The following is a 19,765-nucleotide window of genomic DNA, read 5'->3' as shown; positions in this document are numbered from 1 at the left end:
GTTATCGACCTCCTGTCACACGTCTTACAATGTACAAACCGATTCTTCGAAAATCCTTATCCAGGATGGCGATGGCTAGGCAAAACACGACTCCAGCCACGGAAGCGGAGAGCAAAGGGTGAAAATCAATCAAGAGCCAAGCAGTTCCTGCCATAAGCATAGAAGAGATCAAAGTGCCGGGCAGCTGCCGCCAGATGCGAATCTTATAGACATTCTTCCTGATCAGGTAATAATAGGCGAAGAAGATAAAGACTTCAGCAATGATGACAGCATAAGCAGCCCCATAAATCCCCAGCAGAGGGTTCAAAGCGTAGGTTAGAACCGTAAGAAGCAGCAAAGCTAACCCCTGGACCACTGTTCTTTGCATTTGGCGGCTGGTGGTGGTGAGAATATCCCCCAGAGAAAAGCTCATACACTCTAAAGCCAGAAGCCAAGCTACAATCATGAGAATTGGAATGGCTTCATTGAACTTCCCGTCATATAACCATTCCATCAGGGGGCCTGCCAGAACAAACATCAGCATACTACCGGCAATCCCCACAGCAGAGAGAACCTTAAAGACCTTTTCGATCACACCCTGATGCTGACTCCGGTCCGAATCCCCCAATTGATAGAGGATGGGGTAGAGAGCGCTGGTCATGAGACTGGGAATAAAAATCAAAATAAGAACCAGCTTATAGGCTGCCGAGAAAATCCCTACTTCTACGTTGCTGACGGTTAAGGAGAGGATAAGAATACTAAACTGGGTAAAAAGATAATAGAAAATCCGATGAACGCCGAAAGGAAGCCCATCCCGAACCATTCCAGTCAGGTTGGGGATATCCGTCCGGGGTCTGATTTCTTTCCTGAGAGCCAGATAAAGGAGTATTGTAATGATGATGTAACTGAACAGATGGGTAAAGGTAATGGATACCACACCTAATCCCGCTACAAGAACGATGATGGTAAAAAGGGCTATCAATACCGTGGTCAGGAATTGAAAGGACGCGGAGAGGTAGATTTTTTGCACGGCCTGATAATAATTATAAATGGATTGATTGACGGAGTTAAAGCATACAGCAATTCCCACAAAGACAATCATCAGTCTTACGGTTTCATTGTACCCTGCCGGAAACATAAAGACCAGCATGGCCAGGTAACATAAGATGCAGAGCAGGGTCTTCAGAAAAAGAGTGTTGCCGAAATACCGGGGCAGAACAGAAGGATTCTTGGCTCCTTCCTGAACCATCAGCTGGCTGATTCCCAACTCGGAAAAGAGGATGAAGGTTCCTACATAAGCATAGGCCGTGGAGTAGTCCCCATAAGATTCCGGGCCCAAATAGCGGGTAACCAGGATACCCAGGACAGCGGCGATGGATTTGGCCAGAATACTGGAAATTCCTAAAGCGGTGGCATTTTTAGCAATGAGGCGAGTATCCATTAATTTCACTTCCTCACTTCAAGACGAGCGTAGAGCTTAAGGAGCCGTTCCTCCATCTTCCCCCAGTTATAGGCTTCTCTAACGGCCATGAGACCGTTAGCTCCCATGTCATGACAAAGCTTGGGGTCGGAAAGCAAGGTGTTAAAGGCCTGGGCAATCTCCTCCGGTTGGGTAGGATCCACGATCATGCCGCTGTTATAACTGGTAAGGAACCGGGTGATAGGCGGCAAATTGCTGCCCACCACAGGGATTCCGCAGCTCATGTACTCAAATTGCTTGATAGGGATATTCTTGTAATACTTCGGTAAGGGGAGAAGGGTTACGGCACCGATACGGGATTTGCGAACATAGTCTTCCACATCCACATGGGGTACCTTACCAGTAAAGAGTATATTATTCTCCAGGTGATGTTTTTTGATATAGTCATCCACCAGTCTTTGGCCTTCCGGATCATTAAAAGGGCCGACGAAGATCATCTTGATTTCGGGGTAATCTCCTTTGAGGAGGTGAATGGCCTGAACCAGATGATAGGCACCGCGTTCTAAGGTAATGCCCCCTTGGTAAATGACATCATATTCCTTTTCCAGCTGGATGTCTTTTGGCTCAAATTCTGAGAAATTATAAATCACATCCACATGGGAGTTATAAGGATCAAAGCGTTCCTTTACCGCATCATCCGCCGTAATGATCTGATCGAACTTTTTGGCTAAAACGATCTCGCTTTTATCCACGACAAAGGTGGCTAAAGGTCGCAGCAGCCGGGGGACCTTCTTGGACATGCTCATCATATCAGGATAATGCTCGTGGACATCATAGATAAGCTTGCAGTGAGGAAGGGTCTTTTTAATCTTATTTACTTTATAAATTAATTCAAAATCATGAAAATGATAGATATCGGCTTTAACTTCAATGGCCTTTGCCACTACCGTATCTCCCAGTTGGAATCTGCCGTAGAGGGAATTGGCCCGTTTCACGCCCAGAATGCGAATTCCCTGTTCCATGTACTCTTCGCGCTCATCCGGAACGATTAAGGTGATATTATCATACTTTTTTCTCAGGGTCAGGGCCTGTTTGTAGAATATCCTGTTATCCAGGGCTTGGTGCCCTGTGGTGAGAATACATAGTTTCAAAGGTGCTTACCTCCGTCTTTGGAGTTTTGTTCGGGTTAGTTGGTTCGGGTCGCGTAGCTTTACGCACAACGCTCACTCCATAGCTCCAGGGCTGGCGCACTCGTTTCCGCAGCAGCTCCACCAAACCTCTGGGTAATACCTGGTGTGAACCGTGGCTCCGCTAAGCTGAGGAAACATCGTCCGCCTTGCCGCCCCTGCGCTAAATCCGTTCGCTCCTGTGCGTAAAGCTACGCTTACGGGTCCCTTTTCAGCGCTTTTCTGGGTCGGGTAGCTGCACCATTCAGCCTCGAAAAGTAGCCCAAGGATTTTGCTTTAAGGCAGAGAACGGATTCTAAGCGAGCAGGTCAGCAATCTTCGCGAAAAGACTGCAGCGGAGTCAGGTTGGAAATAGGACGTTTCCAACCGCCCATTGAGCAGGAGCGATTTGGGCGGGTACCTGACAGAGCGGAGGTCTTGAGCGATTAGATTGCTCCGCGCAGCTTATAGAGTGAACGCCGAAAGCAAAATCCTGGAGAATGAAAAGAGAATTACACCAACAAACTCTTATACAGATCGACCGTCTTTGCTGCATTATGCTCCCAGGTGAATCCTGCCAAGACCGTAGACTTACCGGCCATAGCCAATTTCCGGGCATAGTCGGGAGACTTCAAGAGGGAGTCCAAGGCCTCCACCAGGTCACTCACTTCATGAGGGCGGACGAGAAGTCCGTTTGTTCCATGCTGGATAACATCTTCGATCCCTTCTCCTTTGACCCCTATAACCGGAATGCCTGAGGCCATGGCTTCAATATAGACAACGCCGAAGCCCTCCTGCCAGCTGGGCAGGCAGAAGATATCCGCCTGGCCCATCTCTTGGAGAGCCTCCTGGTGAGGGAGCTTGCCAAGGAAGAGAACATTGCTTCCCAGATTAAGGCTTTCCGCCAAGGTTTCGAGATTCTTTCGCTCCTCCCCATCTCCCACGATCCTGTAGGTTAAGTTGGGATAGGTTTTCGCCAAAGAAGCCAGGGCTCGGAGGTTTAGGTCGATTCCCTTGGTCTTTTTGAGATTAGAGACACTGAGGATGGTAAGTTTATCACGAACTCCATTATCATGGGCACCAAACGGTCTCCCTTCGGCCTGGTTAAGTTCAGCAAGATGGATTCCATTGTTAATGACCTGGATTTTAGGATAGTAAGGTTCATCCTTAACCAGGTTTTTCAATTTCGTGCTGACGGTAATCACTCTGTCCGTACCCAGCAAGACTTCCTCCAGCCTCTTCCGGGAGGGTTTTCCTCTATGCAAAGTGGATTGAAAGTCCTGCCCATGAATGGTAACTACTGTGGGAACAGGTATTTCTTTTTTTAGGCAATAAGCAGCATACCCATCAGGTAAAGCCACATGGGCATGGACCAGGTCGAATCTAAAGTCTTTATAAATAGTCTTAACCAAATCCCGCAGGCCCAGATACATAAAATATCCGGAATGCTCTAAGAGATAAGAACGGGGAAATTCTATATATCTGGGATAGAACACCTCAATCCCATCCACCCTGTCCTTTGACGGAATAGAGGCGTAAGCCTGCCACTTTTTTTTCAAAACAGGGAGAGGCCAAGGGGCATAGGGGACAGGAGAAATGACTTTGACCTCACAGCCTCCTGCTACTAAAGCCTTGACCTGCTCGTGGACGAAAATTCCGTAGGTGGGATTCTGGGTTGAAGGATACATATGAGAAAGTACTAAGATCTTCATAATGGAACCTCAGGCTTCTTTAGAATAATCCTCGTTGTTTCTTAAGGGAATTGTAGACCAGTCCGATCGTGATGCAAAAGAGAGTCATGAGCTGAAGATTGTAAAAAATACCTGCCATAAAATTATAGACAAAGATGGAAGGTAAGACGGCTACATAGGCAGCGATCAGCTTTGAGGGCAGGTCGAAGGATCGCCCTTGTGCCAGTAGGTGGCGTTGATCTCTAAGATAGATAAACCCTTTGATAAAGGGCAGAAGGAAGAAGCTCAGATAAACTGCCAACCCTACAAAACCATAGCGTCGGGAAAAGAGGGCATATTCATTATCCACCAGGGTGGTCATAACATATTTCTGGGTACCCCAGCCCAAAATAGGAGATTGGGTCATGGTTCCCACAGCTGTTCCCCAGCGGTCCATATGCCCTTGGAAAGAGGTGCTGTTGGAGAAGTTCAGTCCCTCTGTGAGCCGGTAGAAGAAATCTCCGGAGGCCGTTGTAAAGAGGATCATGGTCAGGAGAAACAAGGCCCCTATTTTAATGAGGACCTCTTTACTGTGTTGGTGATAGACAAAGGCCCAAGCACAAAGAACGATAAAAAGCAAAGCGATACCAAAGAGAGCCGTTCGGGAGATGGTGAGAAACTCCAGCTTGATGACCAAGCCGATGAGAATAAAGAGCAGCCAAGGGAATCTGCCCCTATGTTCCCCGAAGAAATAGTGAACCGTGAGATAAGACAGAGTGATCACTGTAAAGATACCGAAAACATTGGGGTTATCGAAAGTTCCCAGAACCCGGGCCGGGTTACCCAGGATGAGGGTATCCCAGTGGAGGGGATTGAAGAAAGGAGATATCCAGGTATTCATATTAAATAGGTTGAAATGTTGTCCCCAGCCAAACAGGATCAGAAAACCCAAAGCTCCTAAGAAGACATTCTTTAGAAAAGCGAATTCGCCTCGTTGTAAGTCAATGGAGAGAACGAGAGTGATGATCAAGAAATGTTTGAAAAAGGTCACCAGTTCCATCACATCTCTTAAGCCATAATAGCCGGCTCCCAGAATCACCACGCCATAAACATTGGAAATGGTATAGGAAAGGGTAAGAAGCCCTAAAAGGATCAGAACCCATTTGAGTACCGGCTGCTGTGCCTGAATCTCTTCCCGGGCATCGGGGGAGAAACGAAAACCTCTAACCATGAAGGCTAAGAGATTGAAGCCGAAGATTCCAAACAAGAGTACCTCATCCACGCGAATATTGGGTAGAGCAGGGTGAACCTCAAAGGAAGGGAGAAGCATAGCAGATAACATAACCAGTACCAGTACAATCAAACGACTCTCATTTCGCCGGGTTAGTCCATTATTCCAAAACATAGGGCCTCCTCAATCATGTTACTTATTTTTTCTAATGTTAATTTACCCTAAATAAAAAATATCATGAAAATCAGCCTAACACCTCTAAAAGTATTGCGGCAATCTCCTCTTGCTGTCCTGAGGTCAACTCTGGATAACAGGGAATAGCCAGGGCTTGCAGACATGCTTCCTCCGCTATGGGGAAGTCTCCGGCTTGATAACCCAGATAAGCTAAGGCATTCTGCAGATGAAGAGGGACCGGATAATAAATGGCGTTGGCCACGCCTTTCGACTTTAAAGCAGCCATAAGTTTTTCCCGCTGAGCAGTTCTCAGCACATAAAGATGAAAGACATGCTTCTTCTCCGCATCGGTATGAGGGAGGATGATCCTATGAGCGTCCGCCAAAGGAGCCAACAGTTGATGATAGAGAGCGGCCTTTTCAGCCCGGGCATTATTCCACTGATCGATGTACCGGAACTTAACCCGGAGGATGGCTGCCTGCAGCTCATCGAGACGGCTGTTGTACCCGATCTGATCATGATAATACTTGGTCTTGCAGCCATGAAAACGCAGCATGCGAACTTCCTCGGCTATGGCATCGTCGTTGGTGACGATCATCCCGCCATCCCCATAGCCTCCCAAGTTCTTGGTGGGGAAAAAGCTAAAGGTCCCCGCATCCCCAAGAGAACCGGCTTTCCGTCCTTGATATTCTGCCCCTATGGCTTGTGCCGCATCCTCGATCACTTTTAAATCGTACTTTTGAGCCAGAGCCAGGATGGGATCCATATCCGCCATCTGGCCAAAAACATGGACAGGGATAACTCCCTTGGTCCGTGGGGTAATCTTCTCTTCCAGCTTAGCCGCATCCATATTCAAGGTATGAGGCTCTACGTCTACAAACACCGGTGTAGCACCCACCAGAGCGATGGATTCCGCAGAGGCAAAAAAGGTGAAAGGACTTGTAATCACCTCATCCCCAGGGCCTATGCCACAGGCTTTTAAAGCAATTACCAAAGCATCCGTCCCATTGCCTACAGCTACGGCATGCTTGGTTCCGCAGTAAGCGGCCATTTCTTCTTCAAAGGTCTTCATCTCCGGACCAAAAATAAATTTACTCGAATCCAGAACCGCCAAAACAGCCTGGTCCATTTCCTCTTTAATAGAAAGATATTGAGCCTTCAAATCTAACAGGGGAATAGACATAGTATTCTTCCTTTCATCGTATAATGTATAATACGTCCAAAATTCTACACTTAAGGGTACAACGAATAAGAGCACATTTCAAGGCGTGAGCTGGGATTTTTAGACCAGAAAAGATGCCGGGTCGGTGTAGCTTTACGCACAACGCTCACTCAATAGCTCCAGGGCTGGTCAACTCGCTTTCTTAACAGCTACGCCAAACCTCCGGGTAATACCTGATGTGAACCGTGGCTATGCTACGTTAAGAAAGCTTTGGTGACTCAGCCGCCCCTCCGCTAAAGCCGTTCGCTCTTGTGCGTAAAGCTACGCTTTCAGGTCTTTTCTGGGCTATTCAGGATTGCAACGATTATTGACAAATGACTTCTCTTTGTAATACTATGTATTACAAAGAGAAAAGGGGGTCAACTTAATGACTATTTCGATTAGGCTTAGTCCTGATGAAGCAGAACTTATCAAGGGATATGCAAAAATGAAAAATCAAAGTGTATCAGATGTGATGAGAAAGGCGATCCTTGAACAGATAGAAGACGAATATGATCTTGAGTTGTATGAAAAAGCAATGACAGAATACCGAAAAGATCCTGTGACCTATTCCCTCGATGAAGTGGAAAAGGAATTGGGTATTCGCTAATGTACAAGGTTGCTTTTACTGAGGAAGCGAAAAAGAACATTAAGAAACTGGATAAGACTATTGCTCTCCTTATTCTTGCCTGGATACGCAAACATTTGGAGGGGTGTGAAAATCCACGTCAACATGGAAAGGCATTAAAAGGAGATTTAGACCATAAGTGGCGATATCGGGTGGGTGACTATCGTTTCCTTGCGGAAATAAATGACCGTCAAATCACAATACTCATCGTGGCAGTAGGCCATCGTAAAGAAGTTTATAGAAAGCAATAGTATAAAGGGAGTGTCCAACTACTGTGAAGTAGCCAATGACACTCCCTTATCTGTTTGAGTTATCGTTCTAGCGCAGATGCTGATGGAGCAGTGGATACAGCTCTTTCGCCGTATTCTCATCTACCCAGCCCATCGCCCAAGGCCCTACTCCGGCCAGTCCAAATTCATTGATGATGGAGAGCTTAGCATTCCAGCTGGTATAATCATCGAAAAATACGGTATGCTCCACACCCTTCCCATCGGTGTACTTAAAGGTCGGTGTCCCTACAGGATCCTGATCATTGTATTTGGAGTAAGTGATGGTCGCTCCATAAGAGTCAGCGATCTCTAGTGCCTTGGAATAACCAAAGGCTGTGGAATCATAGGTGGGATTGCCGTTGGCATCTTTTCCGGAAACCACCCAATCCCGTCCATAATAGGGAACTCCCATCAGGACTTTGCTCATGTCCACTCCTTGACCTTGGATATAGGTTAGGACCTGCTTAATCCAGGGATAAGGGGCGATGGGTCCGGGTGCGGAGGTCCGATAATGATGATCATAGGTCATTACATGCATATAATCCACGGCATGGGAGAGCGCTTTATAATCATAGACATCCAACCAATACTGAGAAGAAGACATGCGGGGCATGACGGCCATAACCACAAGTTTATTCATAGGATGTAACTCTGAGTAGAGGGATTCCATAAAGGCGGTCAAATCATTTCTTACGCCATCATAGGGATCCTTTGCATCCCCATAATCCAAAGGAGTCTCAAAATCGATGACCACTCCATCCGCGTTCGTGTTCTTAAGAAGGGTCACGATCTCTCCGATCAACTTTTCCCGGGCGGATGTGCTTTTCAGGAGAGTGTTTAAGGTTGCTCCGCTGCCATTAACCAAAGGGAGCACTTTCATGCCCAGTCCATGAGCCATATTGGTCAGCTGTTTATAATTGCTGGACCCTTCATCCCAGACCAGCTTCAGACTTCCATCCGTACCGATGGACCCGCGCCAATTAGGAGAGACATAGTCTACATAGTCCGTAGCCTTATTGGGAATCAATGAGAGCTGGCGAAGATAGGTCTCATAGCTGGCATAACCATCCCAGTACTGCAGGGAAATCTTCGGATTCACATTCCCTGTGCGAATGATGCTTTCCATCCCATAGCTGATAGCTCCCCAGCCCCCTAGGAGAGTGAAGGATGATCCTTCGTTACGGCGGGTACCCAGGTAGCTCATGCCCTCTCCGCTAAAGGCCTTTTGAGGAGCCAGGACGATAGGATTATTATCCTTTGCTGCCAAGGCCGCTCCCGCCAGGGCATCGGGGAATTTGGTCCCAGTAGCTACATAGACGGCCTCTGTACTAAAGCTTAAGTTGTTGAGGATTTCCATATTGGTTTCGTAACGGTCGGCACCGGACAAACGGTCAACGGTGTAGCCTAAGCCCTTCAGTTGCGCCTCCACTTCGGGAAGGATGACTCCCTCTCCGCCGATTAAAGTCACTTTAGAGACATTAAGGGTTTGCAGAGTTTCCAGAGTCACTTCAGGAACGGTTTTCTTCTCTGTTAAAAGAAGAGGAATCCCTTGAGCAGCAGCATAAGAGGAGATACTTAATGCATCGGGAAAATCACTGCCCGAAGCTAAGAAAACCTTTTCAGCCTGGGGAACGACTGCTTTAGCGATCTCGCCGGCAGTCCCATAACGATTCGGCCCTTCAAGGCGTTCCACCGCTAAGCCCTGATCAGTTAAGGTGTTCTCTACTTTCTTGGATACAGCCCCCGGGCTGCCCAGAATATAGACCTTACTTGCTCCCAGACGCTGGATCTCTCCCAGCACACCTTCTGTTAACTGAGCTGTCTCGGTCAGGAGAAGGGGGCCATTGACCAAGGAACTCTTCGCTAAGACCACACCGGACAGGGCATCGGGAAAATCATCTCCCCGGGCCAGAACCACCGCATCGGCATACTCCCAACCTGATTGGGAAACTTGAATGGCTGTATCATAACGGGAAGTCCCCGCAAGACGCAAAGGCTGAGTCATGATGGTCTCCGCTTTAACTTCCTCAGGTGCTTTGGGAGGTATCATTGGACTTGTGAATAAAAGGGTGAATGCCGTCAGAGTCACAACGGCTATCTTGATTTTCTTTTTCATCTTTCTCTCCTTCCATACTTCTCATCTCGTAAACTTAGCATCATATAAACTTGCGAACCCCAGTTGCCATCACTTCATCAGCGTACTCAATTAATGAGTGATGTTCTTAACATAGACTACAGCAGAACACAAAATCTGACAGGCACTTTAGTCCTTGCAAGTAATTCGTTATAAAAGGACAAATACCTTGTAGAAATCACAGGGAAATGACAAAGTTAATAAATTCTTAACATCTAAAAGAGGAAGAAAATCTTAATTTTTTCTGTCTATTACTTTATGGTAGACTGAGTCTATTGGTCGAGATTTCCAAGAGGATTAAAGTGAAACCTGTCGAAAGTCCCAAGGATACTTAGTCAAATAAGGAGGGTTTTTCTGTGTGGCCACGACGAAAAAAATGGAGCCTGGTACTGGGTGCCGCCTTCAGCCTCTGGCTGATGGGGCAGGCCAGTGTTGATGCAGCTCCTTTAACGGCAGATGTAACACGCATCTATGGAACAACACGTATCGAGACCGCCATACGGATTTCCCAAGAAGGTTGGAATGAGGCGAATACCGTCCTCTTAGCCCGCTACGATGATTTTCCCGATTCCTTAGTCGCGGTTCCTCTTTCCAAGCGCTATGACGCCCCCATACTCCTGACACCGTCCCGAGGTCTGGATGAAGGAGTTCTGGCAGAAATCAAGCGGCTCAACGCTCAGCATGTGATCCTTTTGGGAGGGACGGGAGTCATGGGAAATCCCGTAACAAAGGCATTGGAAAAAGAGGGATTGACCTGGGAGAGAATCGGGGGTGCAGATCGTTATGAGACCGCAGTGATGGTGGCGGAGCGCTTAGGCGGGAACGGTCAAGTGATTCTCACCAGCGGGGAGAACTTTCCCGATGCTCTCGCTATCGGTCCTTACGCAGGGATGACAGAGACGCCCTTGCTGCTGACTAAGGCCAAAGGCCTCCCCGAGGCCACCCGGCTGAAGCTGGAGGAATTGGGAGCTTATCAGCTCAATCAGGAAGCGGAATCCGTGACCAGGACCACAGTAATCGGGGGAGAAAAAGCAGTTTCTCCGGAAGTGGTGGCAGGGCTGACGGGAATGACCCGTATCTCAGGGGACAATCGCTATGATACAGCGGCCAAAGTGTTCTGGTTTACCCAGGAGGAATTTGGACCGGACTTTGCTTCCGAGAATCAGAGAAGTTTTTTGGTGACAGGGGAAAACTTTCCCGATGCTCTGGTGACAGGGGCTTTAGCGGTTAAACAAAATGCTTACTTATTTATGTCTTACAAGGAAGATCTGCCGGCAGTGACTTACTCGGCACTGGGCAATGCTGCAGCCGCTCAGCTCTTGGTGACCATCATCGGCGGGGATACAGTGCTTTCAGAACGGGTCAAGGGAATTGTGGAAGGGACCATACAACCCCCCTATCTCCTGGCGGGTCTCACCATCGTGGTCGATCCGGGCCATGGCGGCAAGGATGTGGGAGCAGTAGGCTCCAGCGGTTCTTATGAAAAGAACTCCACCCTGCCCGTGGGACTTTACCTGGCGGATCTTTTACGGCAAGCAGGAGCTAAAGTGGTGATGACCAGGACGGGAGATACCTCACCTGCCGGCGCCGATTATACCGAATTAAAAGATTTACAAGCCAGAGTAAAAATAGCGAATCAGATTCCGGCCGATCTCTACGTCTCTATACATAACGATGCCTTTTCCAACCCCGAAGCCGGTGGGGTGACCACCTATATCTCTGCAGATAATCCCAAAGCCGAGGAGGGAAGAAAACTTGCTTCTGCTGTTCAGCAAGAATTGATCAAGCAGGTTGGGCTTCAGGATCGCAAGGTTAAAACCGCTAATTTTTATGTGATCAAGAATACCACCATGCCGGCCATCCTTGTTGAACTGGGCTTTATCTCCAATCCGGTAGAAGAAAAACTTATCACGGACCCGGAATTTCAGAAAAAATCTGCGATGGGGATATACCGAGGAATACTCATTCACAGGGGATATTAGCTTAATCAGAACAGGAATTAAGAAAAAGTTAATAAAAATATTTACAAAGGGTATGGAAAAAAACTTCGTTTTTAGTTAGAATTTAAACATGCGCTCGTAAAATGAACTTCTCCAAGATTTTCTAAGAAATTTTTTTGGAGAGATGCAGGAATATTAAATCCGGCATCGAATAGTTTATTACGAGTGTAGAAACTGTGAAAGGTTTCTTCATTAGGTTTGTCTAAAGGGTAAGCCACCCGCGAGGCGTAAGCTTCTCAGGGGGGACGCCCCCATTAAGGGGTGGGATGCCTTTAGATATTGCGCAATGTCTAAAGATTTGCGGCTTATTTAAGGGGGTGAGTGACGACCACTGATCAGCAAAGGTGAGGAGTCTGGCACATAGCTTCTTAGATTAAAAAATGTACATGACCGCCGCGACTCCGGAAGACAAGAAAAACGTTACCACAAGAATGAGAGGAGAAATTCACTACATGAAGAAGACAAAAAAGGCTTTAGCCTCCTTAGCTATCGCCGGTATGGTACTGTCAATGGCTCCAGCCAGCGTATTCGCTGCTGACGATTTTGTTCGTCTTGCTGGTTCTGACAGATACCAAACCTCGATCAAAATCGCGGAAAAAGCTTATTCCGATGCTACCACTGCAGTTGTTGCAGCTGGTAACCCCAATAACCTCGTGGACGCTCTTGCTGCAGCTCCCCTGGCAGCTCAAGAAGATGCTCCGATCTACCTGACCGACAAAGCTGACATGAATGACGATGTCGTCAAATCCATGAAAGCTCTCGGTGTTAAGAAAGTTGTTGTAGTTGGTGCTGCTGCCAGCAAAGCTGTCGTTGACGAACTGAAAGCTGCCGGCTTCACAGTTGACGAAGTTAAAGGTGCTGACCGCATCGCTACTGCTAAAGCTATCAACGCTAAGTTGACTGCTCCTGCAGGAACCTTCGTTGTAGGTTATGACGGCGTTGCTGACGCTATGTCCGTTGCTTCCTACGCTGCTGCTAACAACTATGCTATCGTTGTTGCTAACCAAAGCGGTGCTGTAGACGCTGGTGTTAAAGCTGACTATATCGTTGGCGGAACCACTCGTGTTAAAGACATTGCCGGTGCAAAACGCTTAGCAGGTGCTGACCGTTATGACACCAACAAACAAGTTATCGCTGAACTCGACTTCGATTTCGGTACTGTCTATGTTGGTAACGGCCTGACTTTGGCTGACGCCCTTGTAGGTTCCGTGCTTGCTGCACAAACCGATTCCCCGATTGCTTTAACTGACGGAAAAACTGTAAAAGCTGACATCGCTTCCAACCTGGACGATGACAGCGTTCTGGTTGCACTGGGCGGAACTGCTGCTGTTAGCAACGCAGTCATGGATGCTGTGAAGAATCCAGCTCCTTCTACTGGAGAGTTCAAAGTTGAGAGTGTAAAGGCAGCTGCTGCTAACGCTTTCAAAGTAAAATTCACCAAAGCTCCTGCTGACACTGAAAAAGTTACCTTTGAAGTGAAAAATGTCGGAACAGCTATGACCACCACTGTGAACTGGAATGAAGCTAAAACTGAAGCCAACTTGGTCTACAGTGCTAACTTCCCCCAAGGAGACTACACTGTAGCAGTTAAAGAGGGTACCAAAGAATTAGGCTCTTTCGAATTAAAGATCGAGCAGCAAAAAGTTGCTAAAATTGAAGTTACTTCCGATGTACTCTCTATTGATATTACTGGTTATAACGATGGTACTAACGCTGATGCGGGTCGGGGCAACGGATATGCCGTTTACAAAGTTCTTGACCAATATGGCATTGACATTACCAACCTTCCCATGGCTAACAACATTACCTGGAATGTAGGTATTGGAGAGCTGGATACAGCCAAAACAAGAGATGGTTTAATCGTTATTAAGCAAGGTGCTAGCGGCCTTCCGTTGCTTAGCTATCCTACTTGCGTAATCAGCGGCTATGACCAAAGCAGCTATGTCAATGTTAATGCGACCTTAAGCGTTTCTCAAGCTACCGGAACCATCAGCAAAATGAACCTGAAAAAACTCTATAGTCTCACTGATGATGCCTTCAGTATCGACAATAGATTAGGTGGAAAATGGTATATCGAGTATGAAGCCTTTGATGCCAGCGGCAAACCCACTACTAATTATGAACTGATCAAAGCCGGAGTCCTCAATGTCAATGGTGGAGGGTATGTCAAAGGAGAAATTAAGCAAGATCCCAAGGATAGCAAAAAGGCTGTCATTGAAGTAGAACTGGAACAACAAGTAGACTATCTGAATATGGATGTACCTGTCACTATTACTGTCATCCTGAAAAATGGTCAAAATGCAACCTTTAATACAACCTTGACTCGCGGTAAGCGTCCTGACAGCGTTACCCTCTATGCACCTGCTGAGACTGTATCTTCCGAAGAAAGATTCATAGTGCCCTTTGCAGTCTATGATCAAGAAGGAAAACAGATTACATCTTATACCGATATCGTCAACAATGACGCTATTAATATTAGCGTAAGCGGTGGTGATAATAGGGGCCCCAATGGTAAAGATTATGAATGGCTGAGAAACGGCGATGGCAGTGCCTCTCTGGCTGTTTATGCTCCGAAACTTGGACCTACTGAAAAGTCCCGTAGTATCTATGTCATGGCCACCGTTCAAAAGACTGCTAAAAACAGCCGCATCAATATCACCGTCCAAGAAGAAGCTAAACCTTACTCACTGAGCCTTGATAGCAGCAAATTGACCCAAGCAATGCAAAAAGGTGCCAGCCAAGACGTTGAATTAGGTAAAGCCTTGGTGCTCAAGGATCAATACGGTCGTAACTATGACTTAAATGCTCAAAAGCTATACAAAATGGACGTTACAGGTGACCTAAATGTGACAGACGTTAATGATAACCCATTAACTACACTTGGTGATGGTGTGAAAAAGGCGAAACTTACTGCTACTGCTACTGCTGCCGTAGGAAGTAAAAGTGTAAAATTTGAATTGTACTATATGAATGGTACTGAAAGGAAAGTTATCGACTCCAAAAGCTACAGCTTCAATGTTGTAGATAATGACAGAATTACCGGCTACACCTTAGGAGAGCTGAAAACCCTCTATGCAGTTGGGGAAACAGACAGTAATGGTGTATTAAAAACACTAACACCACAAAATGCAGAGTACGTTGCTGATCTTAAAGTATTTGGAACTCTCAGCAATGGCAGCAAAGTAATCTTAGCAAGTACCGTTGATGGTACAATAAAGACTGTTCAGAATGCAACTGTCGGCAGCGACTTTAAAGCAAATGTGAAGGCTAATAGCACTGTAACCACAGTTGCCGCGATCAAACTGTCAGACAACAAAACATCTGCTTCTTCAACAGTTACAGTAGTTGTCAATGGCACAGATGGCAATGTCTACCCCTTGACTGCTAAGGTAGAATCCTCTACAGAAAAACCTGTCGTGAAATCAATCGGATATGAAGCTGATGATTCTAAGAACGATCGTGTAACCATAGCGAAGTCTGCAAGTGGGCAAACACTAAACGTCAGCAAGTACGATTCTAATGGTGCTAAGAATGGTAGCGCTGCATTCCACTTCTACGGTGAAGACCAATATGGTACAAAAGCCGGGAACATTGGAGTCTACCTAGGTAACCAAGACTTAAAAGTTGGTAGTACTACTGTTAAGGCTACAATCCTTGGTAATGTACTGACTATTCCAGCTAATGCAACAGGAAGTATTTCACTTACTGCTGTAGCAGGCGGTATCAGCAAAACTATTACCCTGGAAATCAAGTAAAAACCAAAAGATTTATTAACTGAATCACAAATGTAAATCTCATTGAAAAACTAGACAGACTCGACCGTCTCTGCGGTCGAGTCTGCTATGTCTCACAAATGGTAGTCTGAGGAGGAGTCATAATTAATGGGAAAGAACAAAGAAGCTAAGTGGCATCATTTTTTACCCCTCATGTTTGTAGTTGCCCTGTTACCCTTAATCGTATATTTGAAAGTCATGCCCTTAGAGGGAGCGAGCTATGATTACTGGGTTGGCACTATGGAGAATTATGATTTCTTCTCATACTATAAAGGGATAGGGTTGCTTATTGCTGCATCCTTCTCCATGGCTATACTATTGATCAGGGTTTTTCAAAGTAAACAAAATTTGCTGAATCAGGATTTTAAGCCTTATTATATAGCTCTTGGGGTCTATGTTTTATTAATTATAGGCTCTACCTTGACCTCTGAGTATCTTGCTGTCTCCTTGACCGGCTTTCCTGATCGCTATGAAGGGCTCTATGTACTCATTGCCTATACAGTCCTTTTCTTTGCGACTACTGCCCTTGTTACCCGAGAAAACCACGTTAAATACCTGGTAAATTCACTGCTGGTAGGGGCTTTATTACTCTCAGTCATTGGACTGCTGCAGTTTGTCGGCTTGGATATCTTTAAGACCGGGCTGGGTAAAAGCCTTATTCTCCCCGGTGAATATATGAGTATTGCTGACGAGCTGGAATTTTCCTTTGATAAATATACTATTTACGCTACCTTGTTCCACTATAATTATGTAGGCAGCTATGGAGCATTGGTCTTTCCCCTTTGTCTCGCCTTATTCATCCTCTCTGGGGACAAGCCCTTTAAAGTCGCCATGGCTGGAATGACAGGCTTATTGGGAATCATGGTGATTGGTTCTAATGCCCGCTCAGGAATCGTGGGTGTTGCCTTGGCTTTAGTTGTACTTCTCATTTGTCTTAATAAGATTATCTTAAAATACAAGAAGACTGCTGCCCTTAGCTTAGTTTTGCTCCTGGGGATTTTTCTGGGACTTAACCAGCTGTCGGGAGGCTTTATTGAATCCCGGATATCATCCCTCATTACAGACGCTAAAGTCTTGCTGGGAGTAGAGGAGAGGGTAGAACCGGGGGCAGAAAGTATACCTCTGAAGGAGGTAACCATCGACGGCACACACTGCTCAGTTATCACTGCAACTGAAACCCTCAGCTTTGATTTTAAAAATGGAGCCCTTAGCTTTTTCGATGAAAATAACGACCGGATTGAAGCATTCTTTGAAAACAATAAAATACAATTTCTCGACGATGCCTACCAAGATTATAATTTAACCTTTGGCAACTTTAATGACCAACTCTCCATGCAACTTATCAAAGGCGACATCTTCCTGATGTTTGCCTTAGAGCCTGATAAGGTTGCTTTAATTGACAATAAAGGGAATGAAGTCAGCATGGAGCCTGTAGAGGCTTGGGGATTTGAAGGTCATGAGAGGCTGGGCTCTTCTCGTGGTTATATTTGGTCCCGTTCCCTTCCTTTGCTGAAGGATACATTAATTCTCGGCACAGGCCCTGATACTTTTGCTATAGCCTTTCCACAACACGATATCACAGGCAAGATGTACGCCTACGGAAATATGTGGGAGATTGTCGATAAGCCTCATAATCTTTACTTGCAAATCGCGATCAATACCGGTGTGGTTTCCTTGTTGGCCTTCTTATTCTTAGTCGGATATTATATTTACCGAAGCTTCAGGCTTTATCTATTTAATTCCTTTGATACCTCTCTCGCTCAGGTGGGTGTGGGTGTATTTGCAGGGATTGTCGGGTATTTGGGTGCAGGAGTATTTAATGACAGTGTGGTATCGGTAGCTCCGGTCTTTTGGTGCCTCTTGGGATTAGGTGTCAGTATAAACCATATGATATCCCGTGAGAAAAAAGCTGTGGCGTGATAGGACTTTTTTCTAAGTCCTGAGAGGAGGATTCCATGCGAAAGAGCTATTCCATAATGATCGTTCTATGTTTAATCGTTTTACTGCTGGCAGTTCCCTTAAGTGTTTTGGCTGCCGGCACTTCAGCGGGAATGTCCCATGAGCGAATTTTCGGGAGTAACCGCTATGCGACGGCTGCCGAGATTGCCAAGAAAGGCTGGACGACATCGGATTATGCCGTTTTAGCAAGCGGTGAGAATTTTCCTGACGCTTTATGTGCTTCTCCTTTGGCCGCTAAATACAATGCCCCCATTTTACTGACATCTAAAAACAATTTGCCGGAGGAAACTAAGGAACGGCTGCTGGATTTAAACGTTACGAAGGTGATCCTTATCGGAGGGACCGGGGTAATAAGTGAAAAGGTAGCCGCTGCTATTAGAACACTGGGAATCGACGTTTCTCGGCTGGCAGGAAAAGACCGTTATGAGACGTCAATAAAAGTAGCGAAGGAAATGGGGGACTTCTCTAAGGCGGTTGTTGCCTCAGGGTTAAACTACCAGGATGTGCTTTCCATCGCTTCCATTGCTGCTAAAGAAGCAATGCCGATTATCCTCACGCCTAAAGATGATATCACTCATGACGCAAAGGGTTTGCTTAATCAATATGTCAAGGAGACTTATGTTTTAGGCGATACCAAGAGTATCAGTAACAAAGTATATGATGAACTGGTAAACCCAAAGCGCTTCACAGGATCCAATTGGTATGAGCTGAATACTAATATTATCGAAGCTTTTGCTGATACCTTGAATTTAGAGACTTGCTATCTAGCCACAGGGACAGTGTACCCCGATGCTTTGGCAGGAGCTGTATTCGCTTCCCGGAGCAGCTCCCCGTTAGTATTAGTGGGTAATCCATTAGAGCGGGCAACTCAGGATTTTTTGGATAACTACTCTAATCAAATCAATAAAGTTATAGCCCTTGGAGGACCAGCTGCCATATCCGAGAGCCTTCTTAATGGAATTAATACGAAAGAAGAGACCGGAAATAACCAAGGTTCTTCGATTGATAATTTTGCAGCTGTTCCGCAAAGTACGAATCATATTAATCTGACCTGGAACCAAGTACCTAATGCAACCGCATACTATGTCTATAAATCATCGGCTTATGATGGAATATATGAAAGAGTAGCGATCGTTACTGTGCCATATTATACGGATAACTACCTGAAAGCGGGAAGTACTCACTACTATAAGGTTCAAGCTATTCAGAATGGGAAAGAGGGAAGTTATTCGAATCCTGTAGCAGCTACCACCCTTGGCGCCGATCGTGGCTTGAATGCACCGGGTAATGTTAAGGCTAATGTCGTGAGCGATAATCAAGTAAACCTATCCTGGGATACGGTAAGTGGTGCCCTTTATTATAATGTCAATAGAGCAACTTCAGTTGATGGCCCCTATACCAGTATTGCTATTGTTTCTACACCTTATCACGTGGACAACGGATTAAACCTGGGAACAACTTATTATTATAAGATACAGGCGGTGAATACGACTTATTCGAGCCAATATTCCAGCATTGTACAAGCTCAGGCCGTAGTGGACAGCAGCCTATTGGCAGCGCCTTCAAATGTGAAGGCTTCAGGTTTCGGTGCCGGGCAAATTTATCTGAATTGGGACAGTGTAGATAAGGCGACATTTTACAATGTTTATCGTTCTACCGCCGGCTTTGGGACATATGATTTAATTGCAACGGTAATGACCCCATTTCATATTGATGCCACAGTAAACTCAGGAACCATATATTATTACAAGGTCCAAGCGGGAAGTAGCTTGGGAATGGGAAGCTTTTCAAATGCAGTTAATGCAAACTTGATAATTACCAGTGACTTAGGAGTTCCTTCAAATATCAAGGCAGTACCACAAAGCGCTACGGAGGTATCATTGACATGGGAAAAAGTACCCCATGCAACCTACTATACAATTTACCGGGCCACGACCGGCATGGAAGATTATAATATTGTTGGAACGGTAAACACTCCATATTTCACAGATTCAAAATGCACATCGCAAACTACGTATTATTATAAGATCCGGGCTGGCAGCAATACTTCCACAGGAGCTCAGTCAGGTGCGGTGTCAGTGAAGACCAAGTAAATAGATGTATAGTAACAGAATTGCCCCGATTCTCCTTCTTAAGGAAATCGGGGCATTCGTCGATTAAG

12 protein-coding genes are annotated in these 19,765 nt (G+C 46.0%); 6 read left to right on the top strand and 6 right to left on the bottom strand.

Annotated elements, in window-relative coordinates:
* Position 1: 1 nt before the first annotated feature.
* The 5 genes from DESPCE1_RS0118995 to DESPCE1_RS0118975 form a co-directional block, all read right to left on the bottom strand.
* Positions 2-1,420: an O-unit flippase Wzx gene (locus DESPCE1_RS0118995; RefSeq protein WP_019851367.1), complete on the bottom strand. Its 1,419-nt coding sequence runs from the start codon at positions 1,418-1,420 to the stop codon at positions 2-4.
* A 5-nt stretch (positions 1,421-1,425) separates the two neighbouring features.
* Positions 1,426-2,550, bottom strand: coding sequence for a glycosyltransferase family 4 protein (locus tag DESPCE1_RS0118990; protein ID WP_019851366.1), 1,125 nt, complete (start codon positions 2,548-2,550; stop codon positions 1,426-1,428).
* Positions 2,551-3,077: 527 nt separating this feature from the next.
* Complete coding sequence (locus tag DESPCE1_RS0118985) at positions 3,078-4,277, bottom strand: glycosyltransferase family 4 protein (RefSeq protein WP_019851365.1); 1,200 nt, start codon at positions 4,275-4,277, stop codon at positions 3,078-3,080.
* A 19-nt stretch (positions 4,278-4,296) separates the two neighbouring features.
* Positions 4,297-5,640, bottom strand: coding sequence for an O-antigen ligase (locus DESPCE1_RS0118980; RefSeq protein ID WP_019851364.1), 1,344 nt, complete (start codon positions 5,638-5,640; stop codon positions 4,297-4,299).
* Positions 5,641-5,710: 70 nt separating this feature from the next.
* Positions 5,711-6,823, bottom strand: a complete 1,113-nt coding sequence (locus DESPCE1_RS0118975; protein WP_019851363.1) for a DegT/DnrJ/EryC1/StrS aminotransferase family protein — start codon at positions 6,821-6,823, stop codon at positions 5,711-5,713.
* Between the two features lie 406 nt (positions 6,824-7,229).
* Between DESPCE1_RS0118975 and relB the strand changes: the two genes are divergently transcribed.
* The gene (relB, locus tag DESPCE1_RS0118970; protein ID WP_019851362.1) at positions 7,230-7,451 is read left to right on the top strand and encodes a type II toxin-antitoxin system RelB family antitoxin; all 222 of its coding nucleotides are present in this window, start codon (positions 7,230-7,232) and stop codon (positions 7,449-7,451) included.
* Entirely contained in the window at positions 7,451-7,720 is a 270-nt protein-coding gene (locus DESPCE1_RS0118965; protein ID WP_019851361.1) for a type II toxin-antitoxin system RelE/ParE family toxin, read from the top strand. The genes relB and DESPCE1_RS0118965 overlap by 1 nt, the downstream gene beginning before the upstream one ends.
* 67 nt (positions 7,721-7,787) lie before the next feature.
* Here DESPCE1_RS0118965 and DESPCE1_RS0118960 read toward each other — a convergent pair whose 3' ends face one another.
* Complete coding sequence (locus tag DESPCE1_RS0118960) at positions 7,788-9,854, bottom strand: cell wall-binding repeat-containing protein (protein ID WP_019851360.1); 2,067 nt, start codon at positions 9,852-9,854, stop codon at positions 7,788-7,790.
* Positions 9,855-10,228: 374 nt separating this feature from the next.
* Here DESPCE1_RS0118960 and DESPCE1_RS0118955 point away from each other — a divergent pair, with 374 nt between their 5' ends.
* The 4 genes from DESPCE1_RS0118955 (at position 10,229) to DESPCE1_RS0118940 (ending at position 19,697) form a co-directional block, all read left to right on the top strand.
* Complete coding sequence (locus DESPCE1_RS0118955; protein ID WP_019851359.1) at positions 10,229-11,854, top strand: N-acetylmuramoyl-L-alanine amidase; 1,626 nt, start codon at positions 10,229-10,231, stop codon at positions 11,852-11,854.
* 470 nt (positions 11,855-12,324) lie between these two features.
* Positions 12,325-15,627, top strand: a complete 3,303-nt coding sequence (locus DESPCE1_RS0118950; protein ID WP_019851358.1) for a cell wall-binding repeat-containing protein — start codon at positions 12,325-12,327, stop codon at positions 15,625-15,627.
* 126 nt (positions 15,628-15,753) lie between these two features.
* The gene (locus DESPCE1_RS0118945) at positions 15,754-17,565 is read left to right on the top strand and encodes an O-antigen ligase (RefSeq protein WP_019851357.1); all 1,812 of its coding nucleotides are present in this window, start codon (positions 15,754-15,756) and stop codon (positions 17,563-17,565) included.
* A gap of 35 nt (positions 17,566-17,600) precedes the next feature.
* Positions 17,601-19,697: a cell wall-binding repeat-containing protein gene (locus DESPCE1_RS0118940; protein WP_019851356.1), complete on the top strand. Its 2,097-nt coding sequence runs from the start codon at positions 17,601-17,603 to the stop codon at positions 19,695-19,697.
* Positions 19,698-19,765: the final 68 nt, after the last annotated feature.

The organism is Desulfitobacterium sp. PCE1, assembly GCF_000384015.1.
Taxonomy (GTDB): Bacteria; Bacillota; Desulfitobacteriia; order Desulfitobacteriales; family Desulfitobacteriaceae; genus Desulfitobacterium; species Desulfitobacterium dehalogenans.
Note: the sequence above shows the minus strand (reverse complement) of the source record. Positions and strands in the feature narration are given on the sequence as shown.